The organism is Actimicrobium sp. CCI2.3 (assembly GCF_035019065.1).
In the GTDB taxonomy this organism is placed as follows: Bacteria; Pseudomonadota; Gammaproteobacteria; order Burkholderiales; family Burkholderiaceae_D; genus Actimicrobium.
Map to the genome: position 1 here is coordinate 25,707 of NZ_JASJWR010000003.1, position 25,029 is coordinate 50,735.

Annotated in this window: 27 protein-coding genes; 22 read left to right on the plus strand and 5 right to left on the minus strand. The window is 57.1% G+C overall.

Going from position 1 to position 25,029, the window contains the following annotated elements:
- Positions 1 to 131 precede the first annotated feature (131 nt).
- The 16 genes from rpsB (at position 132) to QN370_RS02580 (ending at position 15,651) form a co-directional block, all read left to right on the plus strand.
- Positions 132 to 878 (plus strand): 30S ribosomal protein S2, encoded by a 747-nt coding sequence (rpsB, locus tag QN370_RS02505; protein WP_322125564.1) that lies wholly within the window; start codon positions 132 to 134, stop codon positions 876 to 878.
- 126 nt (positions 879 to 1,004) lie between these two features.
- Complete coding sequence (gene tsf / locus QN370_RS02510) at positions 1,005 to 1,889, plus strand: translation elongation factor Ts (RefSeq protein WP_322125565.1); 885 nt, start codon at positions 1,005 to 1,007, stop codon at positions 1,887 to 1,889.
- A gap of 304 nt (positions 1,890 to 2,193) precedes the next feature.
- Complete coding sequence (gene pyrH, locus QN370_RS02515; RefSeq protein WP_322125566.1) at positions 2,194 to 2,910, plus strand: UMP kinase; 717 nt, start codon at positions 2,194 to 2,196, stop codon at positions 2,908 to 2,910.
- A 57-nt stretch (positions 2,911 to 2,967) separates the two neighbouring features.
- Complete coding sequence (gene frr, locus QN370_RS02520) at positions 2,968 to 3,528, plus strand: ribosome recycling factor (protein WP_322125567.1); 561 nt, start codon at positions 2,968 to 2,970, stop codon at positions 3,526 to 3,528.
- A 42-nt stretch (positions 3,529 to 3,570) separates the two neighbouring features.
- Positions 3,571 to 4,332: a polyprenyl diphosphate synthase gene (uppS, locus tag QN370_RS02525; RefSeq protein WP_322125568.1), complete on the plus strand. Its 762-nt coding sequence runs from the start codon at positions 3,571 to 3,573 to the stop codon at positions 4,330 to 4,332.
- The gene (locus tag QN370_RS02530) at positions 4,332 to 5,150 is read left to right on the plus strand and encodes a phosphatidate cytidylyltransferase (protein ID WP_322125569.1); all 819 of its coding nucleotides are present in this window, start codon (positions 4,332 to 4,334) and stop codon (positions 5,148 to 5,150) included. Before uppS ends, QN370_RS02530 begins: the two co-directional genes overlap by 1 nt.
- Positions 5,151 to 5,202: 52 nt before the next feature.
- Positions 5,203 to 6,375 carry a 1-deoxy-D-xylulose-5-phosphate reductoisomerase gene (gene ispC / locus QN370_RS02535; protein ID WP_322125570.1) on the plus strand — a complete coding sequence of 391 codons (1,173 nt, stop codon included), beginning with the start codon at positions 5,203 to 5,205 and terminating at the stop codon, positions 6,373 to 6,375.
- Positions 6,372 to 7,739 (plus strand): RIP metalloprotease RseP, encoded by a 1,368-nt coding sequence (gene rseP, locus QN370_RS02540; protein WP_322125571.1) that lies wholly within the window; start codon positions 6,372 to 6,374, stop codon positions 7,737 to 7,739. The genes ispC and rseP overlap by 4 nt, the downstream gene beginning before the upstream one ends.
- 54 nt (positions 7,740 to 7,793) lie before the next feature.
- Positions 7,794 to 10,133, plus strand: a complete 2,340-nt coding sequence (gene bamA, locus QN370_RS02545) for an outer membrane protein assembly factor BamA (protein WP_322125572.1) — start codon at positions 7,794 to 7,796, stop codon at positions 10,131 to 10,133.
- A 43-nt stretch (positions 10,134 to 10,176) separates the two neighbouring features.
- Entirely contained in the window at positions 10,177 to 10,689 is a 513-nt protein-coding gene (locus QN370_RS02550; RefSeq protein ID WP_416172091.1) for an OmpH family outer membrane protein, read from the plus strand.
- 51 nt (positions 10,690 to 10,740) lie between these two features.
- Positions 10,741 to 11,796, plus strand: coding sequence for a UDP-3-O-(3-hydroxymyristoyl)glucosamine N-acyltransferase (gene lpxD, locus QN370_RS02555; RefSeq protein ID WP_322125573.1), 1,056 nt, complete (start codon positions 10,741 to 10,743; stop codon positions 11,794 to 11,796).
- Entirely contained in the window at positions 11,789 to 12,259 is a 471-nt protein-coding gene (gene fabZ, locus QN370_RS02560; RefSeq protein WP_322125574.1) for a 3-hydroxyacyl-ACP dehydratase FabZ, read from the plus strand. Before lpxD ends, fabZ begins: the two co-directional genes overlap by 8 nt.
- A 2-nt stretch (positions 12,260 to 12,261) precedes the next feature.
- On the plus strand, positions 12,262 to 13,053 hold the full coding sequence (gene lpxA, locus QN370_RS02565; RefSeq protein ID WP_322125857.1) for an acyl-ACP--UDP-N-acetylglucosamine O-acyltransferase: 792 nt from the start codon (positions 12,262 to 12,264) through the stop codon (positions 13,051 to 13,053).
- Positions 13,037 to 14,218: a lipid-A-disaccharide synthase gene (gene lpxB / locus QN370_RS02570; protein WP_416172092.1), complete on the plus strand. Its 1,182-nt coding sequence runs from the start codon at positions 13,037 to 13,039 to the stop codon at positions 14,216 to 14,218. The genes lpxA and lpxB overlap by 17 nt, the downstream gene beginning before the upstream one ends.
- Positions 14,219 to 14,248: 30 nt before the next feature.
- The gene (gene rnhB, locus QN370_RS02575; RefSeq protein WP_322125575.1) at positions 14,249 to 14,866 is read left to right on the plus strand and encodes a ribonuclease HII; all 618 of its coding nucleotides are present in this window, start codon (positions 14,249 to 14,251) and stop codon (positions 14,864 to 14,866) included.
- Positions 14,863 to 15,651 (plus strand): RNA methyltransferase, encoded by a 789-nt coding sequence (locus QN370_RS02580; protein ID WP_322125576.1) that lies wholly within the window; start codon positions 14,863 to 14,865, stop codon positions 15,649 to 15,651. The genes rnhB and QN370_RS02580 overlap by 4 nt, the downstream gene beginning before the upstream one ends.
- A gap of 139 nt (positions 15,652 to 15,790) precedes the next feature.
- On the opposite strand, the gene QN370_RS02585 is transcribed toward QN370_RS02580, so the two are convergent.
- The 3 genes from QN370_RS02585 to QN370_RS02595 form a co-directional block, all read right to left on the minus strand.
- Positions 15,791 to 16,093, minus strand: coding sequence for a type II toxin-antitoxin system RelE/ParE family toxin (locus QN370_RS02585; RefSeq protein WP_322125577.1), 303 nt, complete (start codon positions 16,091 to 16,093; stop codon positions 15,791 to 15,793).
- The gene (locus QN370_RS02590) at positions 16,093 to 16,371 is read right to left on the minus strand and encodes a type II toxin-antitoxin system ParD family antitoxin (protein ID WP_322125578.1); all 279 of its coding nucleotides are present in this window, start codon (positions 16,369 to 16,371) and stop codon (positions 16,093 to 16,095) included. Before QN370_RS02590 ends, QN370_RS02585 begins: the two co-directional genes overlap by 1 nt.
- Before the next feature lie 238 nt (positions 16,372 to 16,609).
- The gene (locus QN370_RS02595; RefSeq protein WP_322125579.1) at positions 16,610 to 17,464 is read right to left on the minus strand and encodes a pyruvate, water dikinase regulatory protein; all 855 of its coding nucleotides are present in this window, start codon (positions 17,462 to 17,464) and stop codon (positions 16,610 to 16,612) included.
- A gap of 160 nt (positions 17,465 to 17,624) precedes the next feature.
- Between QN370_RS02595 and ppsA the strand changes: the two genes are divergently transcribed.
- The 3 genes from ppsA (at position 17,625) to QN370_RS02610 (ending at position 21,583) form a co-directional block, all read left to right on the plus strand.
- Complete coding sequence (ppsA, locus tag QN370_RS02600) at positions 17,625 to 20,060, plus strand: phosphoenolpyruvate synthase (protein ID WP_322125580.1); 2,436 nt, start codon at positions 17,625 to 17,627, stop codon at positions 20,058 to 20,060.
- Positions 20,061 to 20,173: 113 nt separating this feature from the next.
- Positions 20,174 to 20,653: an NfeD family protein gene (locus QN370_RS02605; RefSeq protein ID WP_322125581.1), complete on the plus strand. Its 480-nt coding sequence runs from the start codon at positions 20,174 to 20,176 to the stop codon at positions 20,651 to 20,653.
- Between the two features lie 3 nt (positions 20,654 to 20,656).
- Positions 20,657 to 21,583: a stomatin-like protein gene (locus QN370_RS02610; protein ID WP_322125582.1), complete on the plus strand. Its 927-nt coding sequence runs from the start codon at positions 20,657 to 20,659 to the stop codon at positions 21,581 to 21,583.
- 83 nt (positions 21,584 to 21,666) lie between these two features.
- Here the strand turns inward: QN370_RS02610 and smpB are convergent, their stop codons facing one another.
- Complete coding sequence (smpB, locus tag QN370_RS02615) at positions 21,667 to 22,116, minus strand: SsrA-binding protein SmpB (protein WP_322125583.1); 450 nt, start codon at positions 22,114 to 22,116, stop codon at positions 21,667 to 21,669.
- Between the two features lie 64 nt (positions 22,117 to 22,180).
- Between smpB and QN370_RS02620 the strand changes: the two genes are divergently transcribed.
- Positions 22,181 to 22,612 carry a type II toxin-antitoxin system RatA family toxin gene (locus QN370_RS02620; protein ID WP_322125584.1) on the plus strand — a complete coding sequence of 144 codons (432 nt, stop codon included), beginning with the start codon at positions 22,181 to 22,183 and terminating at the stop codon, positions 22,610 to 22,612.
- Positions 22,605 to 22,874 (plus strand): RnfH family protein, encoded by a 270-nt coding sequence (locus QN370_RS02625; protein ID WP_322125585.1) that lies wholly within the window; start codon positions 22,605 to 22,607, stop codon positions 22,872 to 22,874. The genes QN370_RS02620 and QN370_RS02625 overlap by 8 nt, the downstream gene beginning before the upstream one ends.
- A 14-nt stretch (positions 22,875 to 22,888) precedes the next feature.
- On the opposite strand, the gene QN370_RS02630 is transcribed toward QN370_RS02625, so the two are convergent.
- Positions 22,889 to 23,380, minus strand: coding sequence for a DUF4124 domain-containing protein (locus QN370_RS02630; RefSeq protein ID WP_322125586.1), 492 nt, complete (start codon positions 23,378 to 23,380; stop codon positions 22,889 to 22,891).
- 160 nt (positions 23,381 to 23,540) lie between these two features.
- Here QN370_RS02630 and guaB point away from each other — a divergent pair, with 160 nt between their 5' ends.
- Positions 23,541 to 25,001, plus strand: coding sequence for an IMP dehydrogenase (gene guaB / locus QN370_RS02635; protein ID WP_322125587.1), 1,461 nt, complete (start codon positions 23,541 to 23,543; stop codon positions 24,999 to 25,001).
- Positions 25,002 to 25,029: the final 28 nt, after the last annotated feature.

Consider the following 25,029-nt stretch of genomic DNA (forward strand, 5'->3'; position numbering starts at 1 on the left):
TCGGGATAGCAGTCAAGTAGCAAAAATCGCGAGTCCGTTCCACAAGGGTGTTTGAGTTGCAGCACAGGCATCATGCGTGTTGCAAGCCAGATCACTGAGCGGACTCCAGACCCAACCCTGGAGAAAATACCATGTCAGTAACAATGCGCGAAATGCTGGAAGCCGGCGTCCACTTCGGTCACCAAACCCGTTTCTGGAATCCTAAGATGGCACCGTACATCTTTGGTCATCGCAACAAGATCCACATCGTCAACCTCGAAAAAACCCTGGCCATGTACCAGGATGCAATGAAGTACATCCAGCAATTGTCATCGAACCGCGGCACCATCCTGATGGTCGGTACCAAGCGCCAGGCACGCGAAATCGTCGCAGCCGAAGCAGCACGCGCCGGTATGCCTTACGTTGATCAGCGCTGGCTCGGCGGTATGTTGACCAACTTCAAAACCATCAAGACATCGATCAAGCGCCTGAAAGAAATGGAAGCATCGATCGCTGACGGTTCAGTTGAAAAGCTGAGCAAAAAAGAAGGCCTGATGTTTGAGCGCGAAATGATCAAGCTGCAAAAATCCATCGGCGGTATCAAGGATATGGGCGGCATTCCTGACGCCATTTTTGTTGTCGACGTCGGTTACCACAAAGGCGCGATCACCGAAGCCGCCAAGCTGGGCATCCCGGTCATCGGCGTGGTTGATACCAACCACTCGCCAGAAGGCGTCAGTTACATCATTCCAGGTAACGATGACTCGTCAAAAGCGATCATGTTGTACGCCCGCGGCGTCGCTGATGCGATTCTTGAAGGCCGTGCCAGTTCCCTGGCCGATGTCGTCGAAGCGGTCAAGACCGGCGACGATTTCGTTGAAGTGAGCGAGCAAGCCTGAGTAGTCGTTTGAATAGTTGAGCTTCATAAAAAGGGGCAAAGTCTTTTGCTCCTTTTTTTCGAGTAAATTTATGCACCATTCAATTGTGGACGCCCAATGTGGCCTCCCTTATGCCAGGAGATAGTGATGACGGTAATTACAGCAGCGATGGTGGGTGAACTGCGCGCGAAGACCGATGCGCCAATGATGGAATGCAAGAAGGCGCTGACCGAAGCCGGTGGCGATGCAGTCAAGGCAGAAGAAATTCTGCGTGTCAAACTGGGCGGCAAAGCCTCGAAAGCTGCGTCGCGTGTGACCGCCGAAGGCGTTGTCACCGCGTACATGGACGGACAAGTCGGTGCCATGGTTGAAGTCAATTGCGAAACCGACTTCGTCACCAAGAACGACGAATTCATTGCCTTGGCCAATGCCTGCGCAAAACTGGTTGCTCTGCACAACCCGGCCGACGTGGCTGCGTTGCTGGCCTTGCCACTCGATGGCAAGACCGTTGAAGAACAGCGCGCTACCCTGATTGGTCGCATTGGTGAAAACATGTCGATTCGCCGTTTTGAGCGTTTCGACACCAGCGCCAAACTGGCATCCTACCTGCACGGCACCCGGATCGGCGTCACTGTCGAATTCGATGCGGCCGATGACCAGGTCGGAAAAGATGTCGCCATGCACATCGCCGCAATGAAGCCGGTATCGCTGTCGTCGGATGAAGTGCCAGCTGACCTGATCGAAAAAGAGCGTTCGGTTGCCGCACTGAAAGCTGCCGAATCAGGCAAGCCCGCTGACATCGTGACCAAGATGGTAGAAGGTTCGATCCAGAAGTTCCTGAAGGAAGTCTCGTTGCTGAACCAGACCTTCGTCAAGAATGACAAGCAAACCATCGAACAAATGCTCAAGGCCAACAGTGCCTCGATCAAGTCGTTCAAGATGTTTGTGGTCGGCGAAGGCATTGAAAAGAAACAGGATGATTTCGCAGCCGAAGTCGCCGCGCAAGTCGCCGCTGCAACAAAGCAGGCGTAAATCAGACAGCGGGCTGCGAAGCCCGTTTTTGCTTCCTGCAACGGGCGGTGTGTCCGTTGCAGGGAACGCCAGACAAAGAAGGCTGGACTGGTCTGTCACTGATGGTTAATAGTGTCGGTCAGCGCAGGTCGTCAGGTTTTTTTGTCAGGCGCTCCCGGAGCCAGTCAGTGGTTCCACCCGTCGGATGTGATCGTGCTGACAGCGGACTGGATTTTCCATCAGTTTGGACTGAAAATGGCGCGTAACCAGATTCGCTTACCCACCCAGTGAGATCGCTTGCGAGAGCACAACAGGAGTTCTGTTCATGACCCAACCAGCTTATAAGCGCGTGTTGTTGAAGCTTTCCGGCGAGGCCCTGATGGGCGACGATGCCTACGGCATCAACCGCGCAACCATCGAGCGCATGGTGGCCGATGTCGCCGAAGTAGCGGCGCTCGGCGTCGAGCTTGCCATTGTTATCGGTGGCGGTAACATCTTCCGTGGTGTTGCACCCGGTGCCCAGGGGATGGACCGGGCGACGGCCGATTACATGGGCATGCTGGCCACGGTCATGAACTCGCTGGCATTGGCCGATGCAATGCGTCAGGCTGGCATCGTCGCACGCGTGATGTCGGCGATCAGCATCGAGCAGGTCGTCGAGCCTTACGTCCGTCCGAAAGCATTGCAATACCTTGAAGAAGGCAAGATCGTCGTCTTCGCGGCCGGTACCGGCAATCCGTTTTTTACGACCGATACGGCGGCTGCGCTGCGTGGTTCCGAAATCGGTGCCCAGATCGTGCTGAAAGCGACGAAAGTCGATGGCGTCTACAGCGCTGATCCGAAAAAGGATCCGAGCGCCACGCGTTACACGACGATTACGTTCGACGAGGCGATTTCCAAGCATTTGCAAGTGATGGATGCGACCGCTTTTGCGCTGTGCCGTGACCAGAAACTGCCGATCAAGGTGTTCTCGATCACCAAGCCGGGTGCGCTCAAACGCGTCATCATGGGTGCTGACGAAGGCACGCTGGTCCATCTCTGATCCGTACCGAACATTTCCCGATCCCACTCATTCCCTTAGCAAGCACAGGAGAACCGCATGACTATCGCTGACGTCAAAAAAAATACCGATCAACGCATGCACAAGTCGATCGATACCCTGAAAACGGATCTCGCCAAGGTCCGTACCGGCCGTGCCCACGTCGGTATGCTCGATCACATCATGGTGGATTACTACGGCAATCCGACCCAGCTGACCCAGGTAGCCAATGTCACGCTGGTTGATGCCCGCACCCTCGGTGTTCAGCCTTGGGAAAAGAAAATGGTATCGGTCGTCGAAAAAGCCATTCGCGACGCCGACCTCGGCCTGAACCCGTCAACCCAGGGCGACCTGATTCGCGTGCCAACGCCAGCACTGACCGAAGAGCGCCGCAAGGAAATGGTCAAGCTGGTCAAGAGCGAAGCAGAAGATGCCAAGATTGCGATCCGCAATATTCGTCGTGATGCCAACGAGAGCCTGAAGAAAATCCTCAAGGACAAGGAATGCTCGGAAGACGATGAGCGTCGTGCCCAGGACGAAGTCCAGAAACTGACCGACAAGTTTGTTGCTGAAATCGACAAGCTGGTTGTCGACAAGGAAAAGGAAGTGCTGACGGTATAGCCCGCAGCCTGCCAGATTCTTTTTTTTACTTCCAAGTGAGCCATGACGACGCATCTCAGTTCCACTGCAGCGGTTCCTCTGGTTTCCGTGACTCCCCGCCACATTGCCATCATCATGGACGGCAATGGGCGCTGGGCTACCAAGCGCTTTTTGCCGCGTGTGACCGGTCACGTCAAGGGCGTGGAAGCAGTGCGTCGCACGGTCGAGGCCTGTGCGCGTGGCGGCGTCGAGTACCTGACCCTGTTCGCATTCAGTTCCGAAAACTGGCGTCGGCCGGCTGACGAAGTGTCGCTGCTGATGCGGCTGTTTGTCACTGCGCTCGATCGCGAAGTCGCCAAGATGCACGCCAACGGGATTCGTCTGAAAGTGGTTGGCGACTTGAGTCGTTTCGATGACAAGTTGCGCGGCATGATCAACAGCGCAGAGCGGCGCACCGCTGGCAATACCGGTCTTACCGTGACGATTTGCGCCAATTACGGCGGGCGCTGGGACATCATGCAGGCAATGAACCAGCTGGTGGCCGAGCAGCCTGGTCGCACTGATTTCAACGAAGACGATCTTGTTCCATTTCTGTCAATGGCCTATGCTCCGGAGCCAGATCTGTTCATCCGCACCGGGGGAGAGGAACGCGTGTCGAACTTCCTGTTGTGGCAACTGGCCTATTCCGAAATGTATTTCACTGACAGCTATTGGCCCGATTTCGACGCTGCCGCATTGCAGCTGGCCATCACGTCGTACCAGCAGCGCGAGCGTCGTTTCGGTCGTACCAGCGAACAGCTGGTTGAGCAGAAAAAGGCGTCCTAATGCTCAAGACCCGTGTCATCACAGCAGTGGCCTTGCTGGCCATGTTGCTGCTTGTCGTGCTGTCGAAATCTCCCGAATTGTTCTTGCTGATGATGGCTGCATTTTTTGCGGCAGCCAGCTGGGAAGCACTGCGGCTGTTTGGTAGCAAGCGCGCACTTGTCGGTGCGGTTTTATGGACGATGCTGTTCCTGTTCCTGATGCTCAACGCACGCTTCGTCAATCAGAAAGTCTTCTTCGGACTCTGCGTAGCGCTGTGGGCGATCCGCTTCATGCCCTCTCTGAAGCTAGGTTTGCCGGCACTGGACGGGTTCGGCAATCGCCTGCTGTGTCTGGTCTACGGCATCGCCCTGCTGGGCTGTTTTCTGGCGGTCGCGGTGCTGTATAGCTGGTCACCGCTGTACCTGTTTTCAGTGATGACGCTGGTCTGGATCGCTGATATCGGTGCCTATTTTTCAGGCAAGGCATTCGGCAAACACAAGCTCGCCCCATCGATTTCTCCTGGCAAGACCTGGGAAGGTGCCGCTGGCGGTTGCCTCGCGGTCATCGTGCTGGCGAGCAGTTCGGTATTTGTTCCCGCGCTAGCCGATACCTTTGCTGTGCACGTACAAACCAGTTGGGGCTGGGCCGGGCTGGTTGGCGTGCTGGTCGTCTTTGTTGGTGCCAGTATTGTGGGTGATTTGTTTGAATCCCAGCTCAAGCGGCGCGCCGACATGAAAGACAGCAGCAACCTGCTGCCTGGTCACGGCGGCGTGCTTGACCGCATTGATGCGTTATTGCCGACGCTGCCGCTGGCGGTGCTGATTGGTTACTGGCTCTGAGCGGCGCTGGTGTACCGACGCTGTTGACCATAACGACTTACCGAAGGAACGGATGCAAAACATAACGCTACTCGGAGCCACGGGTTCAATCGGGATTTCCACCCTTGACGTCATCGCGCGCCATCCGGATCGTTACCGAATCCACGCATTGACGGCGCACACCAAAGTCGTTGAACTGGCCGGACTGTGCGCGCGTTTCCGTCCCGATGTCGCGGTCGTTGGTACGGCGGCGGCGGCGCAGGAACTGTCTGCGCTGCTCAAATCCGATGGCGTCAGCACCGAAGTCAGCTATGGCGAAGCGGCGCTCTGCGCAGTCGCCAGCGGTGCCGGTTGCGATACCGTGATGGCGGCGATCGTCGGTGCCGCAGGTCTCGCGCCGACACTGGCAGCAGCCCGCGCCGGCAAAAAAATTCTGCTCGCCAATAAGGAAGCATTAGTGATGTCGGGCCAATTGTTCATGGATGCGATCGCGGCCAGCGGTGCGATCTTGCTGCCGATCGACAGCGAACACAATGCGATCTTTCAATGCCTGCCGCAACCTTACCAGCGCAATCTCGACCACCATGGCATCGCCCGGATTGTGCTGACGGCGTCGGGCGGCCCGTTCCTTGATCGCGCTGTCGAGACACTCGATTTGGTCACGCCGGATGAAGCCGTGGCCCATCCGAACTGGGTCATGGGTCGCAAGATCTCGGTCGACTCGGCGACGATGATGAACAAGGGACTGGAAGTGATCGAAGCGCACTGGCTGTTTGGTGCCACACATGATCGCATCGAGGTCGTCATCCATCCGCAAAGCGTGATCCATTCGATGGTGTCGTATCTGGACGGGTCGGTCCTGGCACAACTGGGCAATCCCGACATGCGTACGCCGATTGCCCATGCACTGGCCTATCCGGAACGCATCAGTTCCGGTGTCGCACCGCTGGACTTGACACAGCTGGCGAAGTTGGAATTCCGTCAGCCCGACTTGCTGCGTTTTCCTTGCCTGAAGCTGGCGTATGATGCCCTGGCCACGGGAGGCAGCGCGCCCGCGGTACTCAATGCCGCCAATGAGGTGGCTGTCGAGGCATTCCTCGACGGGCGCATCGGGTTCCGCCAGATTGACCAGTTGATCGACCGGGTCATGCATGCCGCTTCATTCGAGGCGGTCGCGGACATCGCCGGTCTGCTCGATCAGGACCGGCACGCCCGCCAACTGGCTAACTCTTTCCTGACATCATGAGCTTTCTACAAACTCTCCTCGCCTTCATGGTCGCGCTTGGTTCACTGGTCATCATCCATGAACTCGGCCATTACTCGGTTGCACGTTTGTGCGGCGTCAAGGTATTGCGCTTTTCAGTGGGCATGGGAAAAGTAATTTATTCGCGCAAATTCGGGCCGGACCAGACGGAGTGGGCCGTCTCGATATTGCCACTTGGCGGTTACGTCAAGATGCTCGACAAGCGCGAGCAGCCCGATGTCCAGCTCAGTGCCGAAGACCTCAAGCGAGAATTCACCAACCAGTCAGTCTGGCGACGCATCGCCATCGTGGCCGCCGGGCCTGCTGCGAATTTCCTGATGGCGATCCTGATTTTTGCCGGGCTGTATGTGTACGGTGTGCCGGAACCTGCGGCACGCCTGCGTGCGCCGGCCGAGCAGACGGTCGCTTTTCAGGCGGGTGTGCGGGGCGGCGAGCTGGTCACGGCGATCAATGGCAAACCAGTACAGGGCTGGTCCGATCTGCGCTGGCAACTGGTGCAACTGTCGATCGAAAAAACGTCGGCAAAACTGGAGCTCGAACGCGCCAATGCGGGTCCATCCGGTGGCAAGCGTTTCAGCACCGCGACGATTCCTTCCAGCGCATTGGGTGCCGATGATCTTGAGGGCGACTTCGTCGGCAAGCTGGGTCTGGCTTTGGCGCGCTCGCAAGCCACGCTCGGTCATGTCGAATCCGGTGGCGCGGGCCAGCAAGCCGGCCTGCAACCGGGCGATCGAATCCTTGCTGCCGATGGCAAGGCGATCGCTGATGGCGACGCCTTCGTCAATCTGGTTCGCGCCTCTCCGGCGATGGCATTGAACCTGACGCTCCTGCGCGCCGGCGAACAACTGTCGGTGAACGTGACACCCGCCAGCATCGTTCGTGACGGCAAGGCGATCGGCCAGATCAAGGTCGAGATCGCCAGTGGCATCGAGATGGTGACCTTGCGCGCCGCGCCGCTGCAAGCCGTATCCCAGGCAGTCGTGCGAACCTGGGATAGCGCCATCCTGCAACTCAAGATGTTGGGCAAAGTGATTACGGGCGAGGCCTCCATCAAGAATATTTCAGGTCCGATCACGATTGCTGACTATGCCGGCCAAACTGCGCGGATCGGTCTGATCACCTATTTGGGATTCATTGCTGCCATCAGCATTGGTCTGGGAGTGATGAATCTGCTGCCGATCCCGGTTTTGGATGGGGGTCTTTTGATGTACTATTCGGTGGAAGTTTTGACCGGTCGACCTGTATCCGAGCGGGTAGGGCAGCTCGGTCAGCGTCTTGGGATAGGCCTGTTGATGACGTTAATGATGGTTGCTGTCTTCAACGATATCGTCCGTCTGGTTTCCTGATCCGACACGTCCTGCCAAGAGTATTGAACTCTGTATTGAACACAACCATAGCCAATGAAATTACATTCCGCGCTCTACGCCCTGCCAGCCTCACCTCGTCGCCTCATCGCCCTTGCTGCGTTTGCCCTGTGTTCCGGGCAGGCATTGGCAGTCGCACCATTCATCGTCAAGGATATTCGTGTCGAAGGCATCCAGCGTACCGAAGCCGGTACGGTGTTCAGCTATCTGCCGGTGCGTGTCGGTGAAACCTTCAGTGATGACAAAGGCTCGGCCGCCATCAAGGCGCTGTATGCCACCGGCTTCTTCAAGGATGTGCGTATCGAGGCGGAGGGCGATGTGCTTGTCGTGCTGGTCGAAGAGCGGCCAGCGATTGCCGCTGTCGACTTTACCGGCATCAAGGAATTCGACAAGGACCAGCTCAACAAGGCACTCAAGGACATCGGTCTGGGCGAATCGCGCACGTACGACAAGGCACTCGTCGATCGCGCTGAACAGGAACTCAAGCGTCAGTACCTCGGCCGCGGCTTGTATGGTGTGCTGGTCACCACCACCGTGACACCGGTCGAACGCAACCGCGTCAACATCACGTTTGCCGTCGACGAAGGCGAGACCGCTCGTATTCGCCAGATCAACGTGGTCGGTAACAAGGCGTTCGGCGATAGCGAAATCCGCAGTCGCATTGCCTTGAGCACCCCGGGCTGGTTCACCTGGTACACCAAGTCGGATCAGTATTCCAAGCAAAAGCTGACCGGCGACATCGAAGCACTGAAGTCGTTTTACCTCAATCGTGGCTATCTTGAATTCCAGGTCGAGTCGACCCAGGTCTCGATCACCCCCGACAAAAAAGACATCTACATCACGATCAACATCAGCGAAGGCGAGAAGTACACGGTGTCGTCGCTCAAGATCGAAGGGGAAACATTCGGTCGCGAAGAAGAGCTGCGCGGCTTGATGACGCTGAAGGCAGGCGAACTGTATGCCGGTGACAAGCTGACCGAAAGCGTCAAGAAAATTTCGGAACGGATGGGTAACTTTGGCTACGCATTCGCCAACGTCAACGCCAATCCGCAAATTGATCGGGCAAAAAAAGAAGTCGCCTTCACGATTCTGATCGATCCCGGCAAGCGGGTCTATGTGCGCCGGATCAGCATTGCGGGCAATACCAAAACGCGCGATGAAGTGGTCCGTCGTGAATTCCGTCAGTTTGAAAACTCGTGGTATGACGGCCAGAAAATCCGTCTGTCGCGTGACCGGGTTGACCGCCTTGGCTATTTCAAGGAAGTGACCATTGACACGCCCGAAGTGTCCGGCACGACCGACCAGGTCGATATCAATATGGCCGTCGTTGAAAAGCCAACCGGTAACATCCTGATCGGTGCCGGTTTTTCGAGCAGCGAGAAATTGACGCTGACCGGTTCGATCCAGCAAGCCAACGCGTTCGGCAGCGGCACCACCGTAGGTCTCGATGTAAACACCAGCAAGCGCAATCGCACCATCGCGCTATCGCAATCGGATCCGTACTTCACCGACGACGGCATCAGTCGCAGCTACGAAACCTTCCTGCGCACAACGCGTCCACCGGATATCAATACCGGCGACTACCGGGTTCAGCAGCTTGGTGCCAACATCAAATTCGGCGTACCGTTTTCGGAACTGGATACGGTGTTTTTCGGTGCCGGTCTGGAACGTACCCGGGTCGAAACTTTTACCGGCGATCCGCTGCACAACGACAGTCCCGAGCTCTACAAGACCTACGTGCGTAACTTCGGTGATGGCACGAACGCCACCACCAACAGTGTTCCGCTGACCATCGCATGGCAGCGTGACAGCCGCGACAGTGCGTTGTCGCCATCGGCCGGCCGCTACCAGCGCGCCAATCTTGAAATTGCACCGCTTGGCGATCTGAAATATTTCCGGGCGATTTATCAGCATCAGTATTTCCAGCCGCTGTTCCGTTTCATCACGTTGGCGACCAATGCCGAGCTCGACTATGGTCGCGGCTATGGCGGCAAAGCCTATCCGATTTTCAAGAACTTCTATGCCGGTGGTATCGGTTCGGTGCGCGGTTATGACAGCTCGTCACTCGGACCAAAAGCGCTCAACGGCGACCCGCTGGGTGGCGCGTCGCGGGTCATCCTGAATGCTGAATTGCAGTTCCCGTTCCCGGGATCGGGTGCCGATCGCAGTTTGCGGTGGTACACCTTCCTCGATGGCGGTAACGTCTTTGCTGACCAGCAAAAAATTCAGGCGTCGGAGTTGCGCTATTCGGTGGGTATCGGTATCAGTTGGGTTTCACCGGTTGGTCCGCTGCGCTTGAGTTACGGTAAGCCGCTCAATGCAAAACCGGATGACCGTCAGCAAAGTTTCCAGTTCCAACTTGGCCAGGGTTTCTGACCGGACATTGGCATCATCCATTTTTGCATTGCGGAGAATCCCTTTGAAGTTACCGACACCATTGTTCACCGCCCTTCGTCTTGCTGTCATCGCAACAGTGTGTCTGGCATCGCAGGCGCAGGCACAGGAATCCCGGATCGGCTTCGTCAACACCGAACGCATTTTTCGGGAAGCAACACCGGCGAAGGCGGCTCAGGTCAAGATCGATCAGGAGTTTTCCAAGCGTGACAAAGAGCTGCAGGAAGTCGCTGCACGACTCAAGACAATGTCCGACAAGCTTGACAAGGATGTCGCCTTGATAGCCGAGCCGGAGCGTTCAAAGCGTCAGCGCGAACTGACCGATCTCGACAAGGATTTTCAGCGCAAGCAGCGTGAATTCCGCGAAGACCTGAACCAGCGCAAGAACGAAGAACTGGCTTCGGTACTCGAACGCACGACGCGCGTCATCAAGCAGATTGCCGAAGCCGAAAAATATGACATCGTGTTTCAGGACGCGGTCTACGCCAGTCCGCGCATCGACATCACCGACAAGGTGCTGAAAGCCCTGAACAAATAACAGGCAGCAAAGATCACGCATTCGAAACAGTATTTTTCAGGAAAGGCCGCCATGCCCATGTACCTGGTTGACCTGGTCGCCCGGTTGGGCGGCCAATTAATCGGTGACGCCGGACTGCGCATCAGCGGTATCGCGCCGCTCGATGATGCCAGCAACGAGCACATCACTTTTCTTACCAATCCCAAGTTGCGCGCCAGCGCTGCCACCACGCAGGCCGCTGCGATGATCCTGTCACCGGCGGCCCACGCGTTGCTGGGCAGTGAATTTGCCGGCAGCCGTATCGTCACCGACAATCCCTATGCGTACTTCGCCCGCGTGGCGCAGTTGTTTGCCGCGCTTGATGCAACGCCATTTCTGGCTGGCATTCACGCGAGCGCGTGCGTCGATCCTTCGGCGCATGTCGCGGCGAGCGCGCACGTCGGACCACACGTCGTCATCGAAGCCGATGCCGTCATTGGCGAGCAAGTCATTCTCGAAGCCGGTTGCTTCATTGGGCGTGGCGCACACATTGGTGCCGGCACGCACTTTCATGCACGGGTAACGTTCCAGGCACGCTGCCAGATCGGTGCCCGCGGCATTATTCATTCGGGCGCAGTGATCGGTGCCGATGGCTTCGGTTTTGCCAATGAAGGCGGGGCCTGGATCAAGATCCCGCAGACCGGCCGTGTACTGATTGCCGAGGATGTCGAAATCGGTGCCAACACCTGCATCGACCGTGGTGCGCTGGCCGACACGATCATCGAAGAGGGCGTCAAGCTCGACAACCAGATCCAGATTGGCCACAACTGCCACATCGGTGCGCACACGGCGATGGCCGGTTGCGTCGGGGTTGCCGGCAGCGCCGTCATCGGAAAATACTGCACGTTCGGTGGTGCCGCGATGGTGCTCGGCCACTTGACAATTGCCGACAAAGTCCATATTTCGTCAGGCAGTCTGGTCACGCGTTCGATCTCGGAAGCGGGCCAGTACACCGGTTTTTACCCACTGGCAAAAAACGCCGAATGGGAAAAAACTGCCGTTATCGTGCGTAATTTGGGCACGATGCGTGAGAAAATTCGCACTCTTGAAAAAACCGTCAAATCGCTGACAGAAAAGAATAATGAATAGCCTCGATATCAATCAGATCAAACTCTACCTGCCGCACCGTTATCCGATGTTGCTGGTCGACCGGGTACTGACCTGGGAATCCGGCAAGACCATCACCGCGATCAAGAACGTTACCGCCAATGAAGAGTTCTTCAATGGCCATTTTCCGCACAAGCCGGTCATGCCTGGCGTGCTGATGATCGAAGCGCTGGCGCAGACCGCTGCGTTGCTGTCGTTCCTGTCGCTGGGACAAAAGCCCGATGAAAACAGCATCGTGTATTTCCTCGGTATCGACGGTGCGCGCTTCAAGCGCCCGGTGGTGCCTGGTGACCAGATCCGCATGGATGTCGAGATCGTCCGTCATACCCGTGGCATCTGGAAGTACAAGGCCCGCGCCACCGTTGATGGTCAGCTTGCGGTCGAAGCCGAGCTGATGTGCACGATGCGTAATACCAACGATGATGTCGCACCGGTGACCGGCTAATGATCACGCGGATTCATCCGACGGCGCTCATTGATGCCCATGCCGTGCTCGACAGCACGGTTGAAGTGGGCGCGTATTCGATCATCGGTCCGGGTGTGGAGATCGGTGCCGGTACCAAAATCGGTCCGCACGTGGTCATTGACGGCCACACCCGCATCGGTGTCGACAACACGTTTTTCCAGTTTTCATCGATCGGTGCCGCGCCACAGGACAAGAAGTATGCAGGCGAACCCACCCGGCTGGAGATCGGTGACCGCAACGTCATCCGCGAATTCTGTACCTTCAATATCGGTACTGCGCAGGATGTGGGCGTCACCCGTCTTGGCAACGATAACTGGATGATGGCCTATGTCCATCTGGCGCACGACTGCCAGATCGGCAACCACACGATCTTTGCCAACAACGCGCAACTGGCCGGACACGTGCAGGTCGGTGACTGGGCCATCATGGGTGGCTTCTCGAATGTCCACCAGTTCTGCAAGGTCGGCGCGCATGCGATGGTCGGCATGAGTACCAGCCTGACACAGGATGTGCCACCGTTCGTCATGTTGTCCGGCAATCCCGCTGCCGCGCACGGCATCAATATCGAAGGTCTCAAGCGCCGCGGTTTCAGTCGCGAGCAAATCAGTACGATCCGCCACGCGTACAAGCTGATTTATAAATCCGGCTTGACGATGGAGGAGGCAAAACAGGCGCTGCTGGCCGAAGAAGCCAACGTCGCTGCTGACTGTTTGCCGTCACTGGTCCTGCTGCGCCAATTCCTTGAAAATACCAGCCGTGGCATCGTCCGCTGATCCTTCCGGCACCGTCATTGCGATGGTCGCCGGTGAAAGTTCGGGAGACTTGCTGGCCAGTCGCTTGCTCGCCGGATTGCGTCCGCAATTGCCGGAAGCGCGGATGCACGGTATCGGCGGTCCGCATATGGCCGAGTATGGTTTTACCAGCGACTGGCCGATGGAAAAACTGTCGGTGCGCGGCCTGTTTGAAGTGCTGGCGCATTATCGCGAGATCACCACGATCCGCAATTCGCTGCGTGCCGGGCTGATGGCCGAACGGCCGTCGGTCTTCATCGGTGTCGATGCGCCGGATTTCAATCTCGGACTGGAAACCGATCTGAAAAAAGCCGGCATCCCGACCATGCATTTCATCAGCCCGTCGATCTGGGCCTGGCGCGGTGGTCGCATCAAGAAAATCGAAAAGGCGGTCTCGCACATGCTGGTGGTGTTTCCGTTCGAGGAAGCGATCTATCGCAATGCCGGCATTGACGCCACCTATGTCGGCCATCCGCTCGCCGAAATCATTCCGATGACGCCCGATGTGGTCGCTGCGCGCACCGCGCTGAAGTTGCCACTGAGCGCGACTGTCGTTGCCATCATGCCGGGCAGCCGGATGTCGGAACTCAAATACAATGCCGCCGCTTTCGTGGCGACGGCAAGCTTGCTGCAGGAGCGTGATCCGATGATCCGCTTTGTGGCACCGATGGCGGGGCTGGCGCAGGGTCGGTACTTTACCGAATTGGTCGATGCGGCTGGCTTGTCCGAAGTGCCGATCCAGTTGCTCTACGATCAGTCGCATGTCGCGATGGCCGCCGCTGATGTCGTGCTGGTTGCCTCCGGCACCGCCTCGCTGGAAGTCGCGCTGTTCAAAAAGCCGATGGTGATTGCCTACAAGATGTTGCGCGCATCATGGGAAATCATGCGTCACATGGGTTACCAGCCGTGGGTCGGTCTGCCCAATATCCTCGCGCAGGAATTCGTCGTGCCGGAGCTGCTGCAGCAGGCAGCGACACCACAGGCGATGGCCGATGCATTGTGGCAGCAACTCAATGACGTCAATGGCCGCGCGAGACTGGTCGAGCGCTTTACCGAGATGCACCATGCGCTGCTGCGCGATACCTCGCGTGAAAGTGCCAATGCGGTGCTGGCGCTGATCGATCAGTCGCGGACCAGCCTATCCTGAATTTCCTCAATCTCCTGACTGTTGGCTACCTTGACTAATACCGCTGCTTCACTTGCGTTGTACGACTACCCCGGCGAACTGGTGTGCGGTGTCGATGAAGCCGGCCGTGGTCCGCTGGCCGGCCCGGTCTTTGCGGCGGCGGTCATCCTCGATCCGGCCCATCCGATTCGCGGCTTGCGCGACTCCAAGAAACTCACCGAAGCCCGCCGTGATGCGCTGGCCATCGAGATCAAGGCGCATGCGCTGGCCTGGTCGATTGCCGAATGTTCGCATCAGGAAATCGACGAGATCAATATTTTGCAAGCATCGTTGCTGGCGATGAAGCGGGCGGTCGACACCTTGTCGAGCGCACCGACGCTGGCGCTCATCGATGGCAACCGTTGTCCCGTGATGACGGTGCGTGCCATCGCGATTGTTGGCGGCGATGACAAGGTCGATGCGATCTCGGCCGCCTCCATTCTCGCCAAGACCGCGCGTGACGCGGCGCTGGTGGTGCTGCATGCCGCGTATCCCGATTATGCGTTTGATCGCCACAAGGGCTATCCCACGGCACTGCATCTGGAACGCTTGCGATTGCACGGCGTCTCGCCGGTGCACCGACGCTCGTACGCGCCGGTGCGGCGCTTGCTGGCGGAGGGCGACGCATGAAGCCGATCAGTTCACGCGACAACCCGCTCTACAAGGAATTGAAACAACTGGCCACCAGTTCGCAAGCGCGCCGCAAGGCGGGTCGCACGCTGCTCGATGGTGTGCATCTGTGCGAAGCTTATTTGCAGCATCTGGGTATGCCGCAACTGTGCGTCGTCAGTCAGACTGCAACCGTCAATCAGGAAGTGGTGCCGCTACTGATGCAATGCGAAGCCGGGCGGGTGCAATGCATCGTCCTGCCCGATCCGCTGTATCAGGCCATCAGCCAGGTCGAACATGGCGTGGGATTACTGTTCGTTGTCGAGACGCCGCAACTGGTCATGCCGGTCGCGCTCGCTGGCTCCGCCGTCTTGCTCGATAACTTGCAAGACCCCGGCAACATGGGGTCCATCCTGCGCAGCGCAGCTGCAGCCGGGATCGAATACGTATTCTGCAGTCCCGGTACTGCATTCGCGTGGTCGCCAAAAGTACTGCGTGCCGGCATGGGTGCGCACTTCCTGCTGAAGATATTCGAGAACGTCGACCTTGCCGAGGTCGTGCGTCATGCCACTGTCCCGGTGCTGGCCACCAGCTCCCATGTGCCGCAGCGGGTCTATGACATTGACCTGACGCAACCGGTCGCCTGGTTGTTCGGCCATGAAGGGCAGGGCGTCGAACAGTCCTTGCTGGCACTGGCCACGCATCAGGTAGCCATTCCGCATCTCGGCGCGATGGAGTCGTTGAATGTCGCGGCGTGTGCGGCGGTGTGCTTTTTCGAGCAGGTCAGGCAGCGGGGCGCGCAATGACTTTGCTGCTGGGTCCGCATGCAGCACACCCGCAACGTCATGTGGATTTCTAGTTGCCGGGTTGGTGGGTACCAGTCGCCGGTTAGCACCGTCGCTGCATCAAGGGATTGCTTGAGCGTGTTGAAGTGGATGCACAGTGCTACTTTTTCAATGCCTCTTCGTAGTTCTGCCCGCCGTAAAAAATACCAATTATCGTGATGACTCTCCCATCGATATCGAAAGCAATGACTGTCCGTTTTTTGTAATGAGTGACGCGCAGGCCGGGTCTCACCTCGTTAAGTTCCCTGCCTCGATAGGGGAAGGTGGCCAGGCTTTCGCAATAGGACACGATGTTGCCGGTGTAGCGCTCGGCTGTTGCAGGTGAGGCTGCAACAGCGATATATCTAAACAGGGCGACAAGTTGTTGTCGTGCTTCTGGCGTGAAGATAACGACATGATCCATTAACGTTCGGGGTTAGCTTTCTTTAGTTCCAAAGCCAGGCTTTCTCGAACTTCGCCAACCGTGATGGCACGTGTCGGATCCGCTTTGATAGCGTCATATGCCGGACCAGCTTCGTTGTCCAGCCATAGATCGATTGCCCGGTCGCGGGCCATCAGCGTTCTTAATCCGTCTCGAATGACGTCGCCCTCCGTTTCATATTCGCCAGTGGCAACCTTGGATTTGATCGCGTCGGCCATGTCGCTCGGTAACGTGATGCTGAAGTGTTGTGCTGTTCCCATTTTCGACCTCAAAAAAATCTCGGAATTTCATCCTACTGCGGTTCGTTAGTTGGATCTAGTATTTTGCCGGATGGCGCATTGATCTTGCTGGCGTCGTCAGGCAAACGTCGCCGCGCATCCCGGACAAAACTGACCTCGGCCAGCCGTGTTGCGCGGCATTCTCCACGCACCTTCCCCTGCGGTCCCAGCGTCACCTGTGAGATCAGGTCCTGCAAGGGCGGTAGGTGACCCCAGTAGATCAGTAGGCGCGCTTGTCCGATTTGATTTCCTGCAAGATCATCGTCGCAATTTCTTCGATCGACTTGGCAGTTGATGACATCCAGCGAATACCTTCGCGCCGCATCATTGCTTCAGCCTCATTGATTTCGTAGCGGCAGTTTTCGATCGCGGCATATTTGCTTCCCGGACGGCGTTCATTGCGCACTTCCGACAGGCGGTCCGGCGCAATCGACAAGCCAAAAATCTTGGCCTTGTAAGGCAGCAAACCGCTTGGCAGCTTGCCACGCTCAAAGTCTTCCGGGATCAGTGGATAGTTGGCCGCCTTGACGCCGTATTGCATGGCCAGATATAACGTGGTCGGTGTCTTGCCGGAACGCGAGACGCCGACCAGGATCACGTCAGCCATGGCCAGGTTTTTGTGCGACTGGCCATCATCATGCGCCAGCGAAAAATTGATCGCCTCGATGCGGTTCTTGTAATCGTCGGAGTCGGCGATGTTGTGGCTGCGTCCGACCGTGTGGGTCGATTTCGCTCCCAGCTCCAGTTCCAGCGGCTTGACGAAGGTCTGGATCAGGTCCATGACCATGCCGTTCGATTGCGCAATGATTGTTGACAGCTCGGGCTTGATCAGCGTGGAAAAAATGATGGGGCGTTTGCCCTCGAGCTTGAAGGCTTCGTTGACCCGCTGCGCGGCAGCGTGTGCTTTTTCGACGGTGTCGATGAAGGGCATCCGGATCTGGCGAAAACGCAGTTCAAACTGGGTCAGCACTGCATGGCCAAAAGTTTCAGCAGTAATCCCGGTACCGTCCGAAACAAAAAAGACGGTGCGGTCGATTGCGCGGAGCTGTTGCGGCGTGAGATCGGGTGAGTTCATGGTTATTTGAGTACGAGAAAAGCAGGTTGCTGAAGTCAAATCCGATGGCAGCGGTTAAAATGGCCGCCAAACTTGTCACCGGTTGGCCGAAAGAAAAAAACAAAGTGTAAAGGCCAACGCGACGCACGTGCAGATTTCTTATCATCAAGTAGAGGTTGTCATGACTAACGCAGCACAAACCGGAGCAACTGCAGATACGAGTTACGTCGTTTCTTTTGAAAATTTGCGCATGACGGATGTCGATTCGGTCGGCGGGAAAAATTCCTCATTGGGCGAAATGATCAGCCAGCTTGCTGGCGCCGGTGTCCGGGTTCCGGGTGGCTTTGCCACGACGGCCCAGGCCTTCCGTGATTTTCTTTCTTACAGCGACAACGGCGGCGCACCGCTGGCCCAGCGCATCGCCGACCGTCTGGTCGATCTGGATATCGATGATGTCCGCGCACTGGCACAGGCCGGCACCGAGATCCGTTCATGGATCGTCGAGACGCCATTCCAGCCGCGTCTGCAAGCCGAGATCGATACGTTCTACCAGCAACTCGTGGCCGACTCGAGCAGCGAAATGTCGTTTGCCGTGCGCTCATCGGCCACCGCCGAAGACTTGCCCGATGCGTCGTTCGCCGGTCAGCAGGAAACTTTCCTGAACGTGGTCGGCATCGACAACGTGCTCGAAGCAATGAAGCACGTGTTCGCATCGCTGTACAACGATCGCGCAATTTCGTACCGCGTCCACAAGGGTTTTACCCACGCTGAAGTCGCGTTGTCGGCAGGCGTGCAGCGCATGGTGCGTTCCGACCTCGGTGCTGCCGGTGTGATGTTTACGCTCGATACCGAATCCGGTTTCCGTGACGTCGTGTTCATCACGTCAAGCTACGGTCTCGGTGAAACCGTCGTGCAGGGTGCCGTCAACCCGGACGAATTCTATGTGCACAAGCCAATGCTGGAAATGGGCAAACTGCCTATTATCCGCCGCAACATCGGATCAAAACTGATCAAGATGGAATTTACCGGCGAAGCGAAAGCTGGCCGCTCGGTCAAGACCGTTGACGTCCCCATCGAAATGCGCAATCGCTATTCGCTGGATGACAATGAAATCGTCGAGCTGTCGAAGTACGCGGTCATTATCGAAAAGCACTACGGCCGCCCGATGGACATCGAGTGGGGCAAAGACGGTCGCGACGGCAAGCTGTACATCCTGCAGGCGCGTCCTGAAACCGTGAAATCGCAGCAAAAAGCGACCGACGCTCAACAGCGTTTCAAGCTCAAGGGCAGCAGCACGGTGCTGGTCCACGGTCGTGCAATCGGCCAGAAAATTGGTGCCGGTCCGGTTCGCGTAATTCACGATGCCGCCGACATGGAACGTGTCCAGCCGGGCGACGTGCTGGTTGCCGACATGACCGACCCGAACTGGGAGCCGGTCATGAAGCGCGCTGCCGCCATCGTCACCAATCGTGGTGGCCGCACCTGTCATGCCGCGATCATCGCGCGTGAACTGGGCGTGCCTGCCGTGGTTGGTTGCGGTGACGCGACCGAGATTCTGAAGGACGGTACGTTCGTCACGGTCTCTTGTGCCGAAGGTGACGAAGGCAAAATTTATGACGGCTTGCTCGAAACCGAAATCACCGAAGTGCTGCGCGGCGAACTGCCGAAGCTGCCACTGAAGATCATGATGAACGTCGGCAATCCTCAACTGGCTTTTGACTTCCAGTCGATCCCGAACAACGGTGTTGGTCTCGCGCGTCTTGAGTTCATCATCAACAACAACATCGGCGTGCATCCGAAAGCGATTCTCGAGTATCCGAATATTGATGCCGACCTGAAGAAGGCCGTCGAGTCCGTTGCGCGTGGTCATGCTTCACCGAAGGCGTTTTATGTCGACAAGCTGGCCGAAGGCATGGCGACCATTGCTGCCGCTTTCTGGCCTAAGCCAGTTATCGTGCGCTTGTCCGACTTCAAGTCGAACGAGTACAAGAAGCTGATCGGCGGTTCGCGTTACGAGCCCGATGAAGAAAACCCGATGCTGGGTTTCCGCGGCGCGGCACGGTATCTGTCGGCGGATTTTGCCGAGTCGTTCGAGATGGAATGCCTGGCCATGAAACGCGTGCGTAACGACATGGGCCTGACCAACGTCGAAATCATGGTGCCGTTCGTGCGTACGCTCGGACAAGCTGAAAAAGTCGTCAGCCTGCTCGGCAAGAATGGCCTCAAGCGCGGTGAAAATGGTTTGCGCCTGATCATGATGTGCGAAGTGCCATCGAACGCGATTCTGGCTGAGCAGTTTCTTGAGTACTTCGACGGTTTCTCGATCGGCTCGAACGACCTGACCCAGCTGACCCTGGGTCTGGATCGTGACTCCGGCATGGAATTGCTGGCGGCCGATTTTGACGAACGTGATCCTGCGGTGCGTGCGTTGTTGTCGAAAGCGATTGCGGCGTGTCGCGCAGCGGGCAAGTACATCGGTATCTGCGGTCAGGGGCCTTCGGACCATCCTGATTTCGCCGAATGGCTGATGCTCGAAGGTATTGAATCGATCTCCCTCAACCCTGATTCGGTCATCGATACCTGGCAAAAACTGGCAGCGCTGAACAAGCCGGCCTGAAAAGCGCAGTCATCGTCAAATTAAAGCAGCTACCGATTTCGGAAAATGCCTCAATATGACAGTTAACCCCGGAGCTTTGCGGCTACCGGGGTTTTTTTTCGGAGGGAACAATCATGACGCAATGGATTATGTGGATGGCTGTCGCAGGCGTGCTGGTTACGCTGGAAATATTTTCTGGTACGTTTTATTTGCTAATGATTGCTGTCGGTGCGGCAGCTGGTGCGATTGCAGCCTATGCCGGTCTGGACACGCCGGTGCAATTTCTGGTCGCTGGCGTAGTGGGGGTGGGTGCGACGATTGCGCTCAATCGCAGCAAGCTGGGCAAGGGCAGTCGCGTTGTTGCGGCGCGCGACCCCAACATCAATCTTGACGTCGGACAAATGATCACGATCGACCAGTGGCAGCATCCTGTCGGTGGTCGCTCGACTGCGCGGGCACGGTATCGCGGCGCGCTGTGGGATGTTGAATACATCGGCGCCGGTGTTGCGCAAGCTGGCGTGCACGAGATCAGAGAAATTCGCGGCAGCTGTCTGCTCGTCGCAATGCCTTCGGAAAAGAATCATTCACAAGCGCTTTCACAACCAAAGAGGTAATCCATGGAATTGAGTTTCGGCAGCGTCTCCCTGATCCTTTTCATTCTGGCGGTGGTCTTCGTCATGAAGACCATCAATATCGTTCCGCAGCAGCACGCGCTGGTCATCGAACGACTAGGCAGGTACCACGCGACACTCGCGCCGGGTTTGCATATTGTGATTCCGTTCATTGATCGGGTCGCCTACAAGCACATCCTGAAAGAGATCCCGCTCGATGTGCCGCCGCAGGTTTGTATCACCAAGGACAATACGCAGTTGCAGGTCGACGGCGTCCTGTATTTTCAGGTCACCGATCCCAAGCTGGCATCGTATGGTTCGTCGAATTACCTTCTTGCGATTACCCAGTTGGCGCAAACCACGCTGCGGTCGGTGATTGGCAAGATGGAGCTCGACAAGACCTTCGAGGAGCGCGAACAAATCAACATCGCGATCGTCAATGCCATCGATGAATCAGCTGCGAACTGGGGCGTGAAAGTCATGCGCTACGAGATCAAGGACTTGACTCCGCCGAAAGAAATCTTGCTCGCGATGCAGGCACAAATTACGGCCGAGCGGGAAAAGCGGGCGCTGATTGCGGCATCGGAAGGTCGCCGGCAAGAGCAGATCAATATTGCTGATGGCGAACGTCAAGCACAAATTGCCAGGTCCCAAGGCGACCAGCAGGCATCGATCAATCGCGCCCAGGGACAGGCCGCCGCGATCGTGGCGCTGGCCGAAGCCAATGCCGACGCGTTACGCCAAACCTCGTCGGCGATTCTGGAGCCCGGTGGTTCCGATGCGGTCAATCTGAGGGTGGCAGAGCAGTATGTAGCGGCGTTTTCGCAACTGGCCAAAACCAACAATTCGATCATCGTACCGGCCAATCTCAGCGACATCAGTGGCCTCATTGCCGGCGCGATGCAGGTAGTGAAATCGCAGCAGAAGGTTTGACAGGTTCAGTTTCAGGGGGCCGCCTCAAGGCGTGCGGTGCAATAACCGAAGGGCATTGCACCGACTAAGCTCACACCATCCGACTAGCGGCGATGCGTCTTCATTGCCTGCGCGACTTCGCGCTGACCATCGCGGTCACGCTCGGTGGCGCGTTTGTCGTGCTGCTTCTTGCCTTTGGCAAGACCCACTTCAAGCTTGATGCGCCCGCCTACGTAATGCAGGTTGATGGGTACGAGCGTGTAGCCGGAGCGCTCGACCTTGATGATCATCTTCTTGATTTCAGCGGCATGCAGCAGTAACTTGCGGGTGCGCGTCGCTTCCGGATGAACGTGCGTCGATGTCGAGGTCAGGGCACTGATGTGCGCACCGAACAGGAACACTTCATTACCGCGTACGATGACGTACGCTTCCTTGAGCTGCACGCGGCCGGCACGAATCGATTTGGCTTCCCAGCCTTGCAGCGAGAGTCCGGCTTCGAAACGCTCTTCGACAAAGTAATCGTGGAATGCTTTTCTGTTATCAACTATGGTCATGAGGTAAAGATCGGTGCGGTCGGTTAGAATTTCGGACTATTGAATTTATCAAACGGATCAAATAATGGCAGTCGTGCACAAATCCGTTTTGCTGGGCTACAGCGCCGAACAAATGTTCGCACTGGTAGACAAGGTCGAAGACTATCCCATATTTCTGCCATGGTGTGGTGGCGTTGAAGTGCGCTCGCGGGAAGGCAACAAGCTGACAGCAACCCTGAGCATCAATTATCACGGCATCCGGCAAACTTTTACTACCGAAAATACCAATCAGCCACCGTTCCTGATGACGATGAAACTGGTCGATGGTCCGTTCAAATTGCTCGACGGAACCTGGACCTTCAAGTCATTGCGCAGCGATGCCTGCAAGATCGATTTCGAGCTGCACTATGAGTTTTCAAACCGGTTGATCGAGGGTGTCATCGGGCCGGTCTTCAGTATCATCGCCAACAGTTTTGTCGATTCATTTTGCAAGCGTGCCGAGGTGGTCTATGGCTGAATCGCTGATGCCGGTGCAGGTCTGCTATGCATCGCCCATCGAGCAACGGCTGGTGTCACTCAATGTCCCCGTTGACACCACCATCGCCGAAGCGGTGCGCTTGGCGATGCCGGATATCGATCTTGGCCAGCATCGGGTCGGTATTTTCAGCAAACTGAAAACGCCGCAAACCGTGTTGCGCGAGCACGATCGGGTGGAGCTGTACCGGCCGTTGCTGGCCGATCCCAAAGAGTCCCGGCGCAAGCGGGCCAAGTCAGGCTGAGCACGCACCTGTGCCTAGCGGCAATCGCTGACTAACTTCCGGACAGTGCGCATTTCGGCTTCACGCTGTTCATCGTTCATCGTGTAACGCTCTCCGTTCTTGTCGACGCTGCTGATACGCATGCCGTCTTCCAGAGTGCGTTGATACGCCTTGGCTCTCCCGCAATTGGCTGTTTTTTCTGCTGCAGCGGTTTTGTCGTCGCTCGCTTTTTTGTCGATGTCAGCTTGTTCCATCCGGCGTTTCCGGAAATCTGCATTGCGCTCTGCGGTGCTCAATGGTGCGACTGGCTTATCTGTGTCCGGGTCGTCGGAAGTCGTTTCAGTTCGGGTAGGCAGCTCTGCTACGGGCTCTTTCAGGATAGCTGTGCGTGGTATCGATGCCGGTGGCGGTCTGTCGGAAAATTGTTTGGTTCCTTTGGCATCGAGCCACACATACTGCGCTGACACGGACCCTGACATCAGCAGGACCACCGTGACGGCGAGTGATTTTAGCGAGAACAGGTTCATGTTTTCCTCTTGTTGAGATGGATCAACTGATAGTCACGATTTCGCCATGCTTTGGCGTGGCTGTCAATGCGTTGCGGGTCGCTTGTTGATGGACGGTATTGAAACAACGACTTCGAGAGGGATGTCTGTATAATTCGATTTTGCGCCAATAGGAAATACTATGCGTCTTCTTCAAAAGGCACTCACATTCGATGATGTGCTGCTCGTCCCGGCTTACTCGAATATCCTCCCCAAAGACACGATTCTGCAGACGCGCTTGTCCCGCAACATCATGCTCAATATTCCATTGCTCTCCGCAGCGATGGACACAGTGACCGAATCCCGCCTGGCAATTGCGATGGCGCAAGAAGGCGGAATCGGCATCATCCACAAGAACCTGACCCCGCGCGAGCAGGCCCGTGAAGTGTCCCGGGTCAAGCGCTTTGAATCCGGCGTGGTGCGCGACCCCATCACGATCCCGCCGAACATGAAGATACGCGATGTCATTTCGCTGTCGGCGCAGCACGGGATCAGCGGATTTCCGGTGGTCGAAGGCAAGATGGTCATCGGCATCATCACCAACCGCGACCTGCGTTTTGAAGAAGAACTCGATGCAGAAGTGCGCGCCAAAATGACGGTGCGTGAAAAGCTGGTGTTCGTCAAAGACGGTGCCGAGTTGTCCGAAGCCAAACGCCTGATGAACAAGCACCGGCTCGAACGTGTGCTGGTGGTCAACGATGACTTTGAATTGCGCGGCCTGATCACCGTCAAGGACATCCAGAAATCGACCGAACATCCGTTCGCCTGCAAGGACGAACACGGCAAATTGCGCGTCGGTGCGGCTGTTGGCGTTGGTGCCGATAACGACGAGCGCATCGAGTTGCTCGCTGCTGCTGGCGTTGATGTGGTTGTTGTTGATACCGCGCATGGTCATTCGCAAGGCGTGCTGGATCGGGTCAAATGGGTCAAAACTAATTTCCCGCATATTGATGTCATCGGCGGCAACATCGCCACGGCAGCGGCGGCAAAAGCATTGGCCGACTACGGTGCCGATGGCGTGAAGGTCGGCATCGGTCCGGGTTCTATCTGTACCACCCGCATCGTCGCGGGTGTCGGCGTGCCGCAGATTTCAGCGATCTCGAATGTCTCCCAGGCGCTCAAGGGCACCGGCATTCCGTGCATCGCCGACGGTGGCATCCGCTTCTCGGGGGATATCTCGAAAGCGCTGGCTGCCGGGGCGTCCAGCGTGATGATGGGCAGCATGTTCGCCGGGACCGAAGAAGCGCCGGGCGAAGTGATCCTGTTCCAGGGGCGCAGCTACAAGTCGTATCGCGGCATGGGCAGTCTGGCGGCAATGGCCGATGGGTCGGCGGACCGGTATTTTCAGGATGCCGGCAGCGGCAACGACAAGTTCGTTCCAGAGGGCATCGAAGGCCGGGTCGCCTACAAGGGCAGCGTGCTGGCCATCCTGTATCAGCTGGTTGGTGGCGTGCGTTCATCGATGGGTTACTGCGGTTGCGCCACGATCGAAGAGCTGCGCGAAAAAGCCGAGTTCGTCGAAATCACCTCGGCCGGCATGCGCGAGTCGCACGTTCATGATGTCCAGATCACCAAGGAAGCGCCGAATTATCGCGCCGAATAACTGATCGCTATTGTTGATCGTCGTTGTT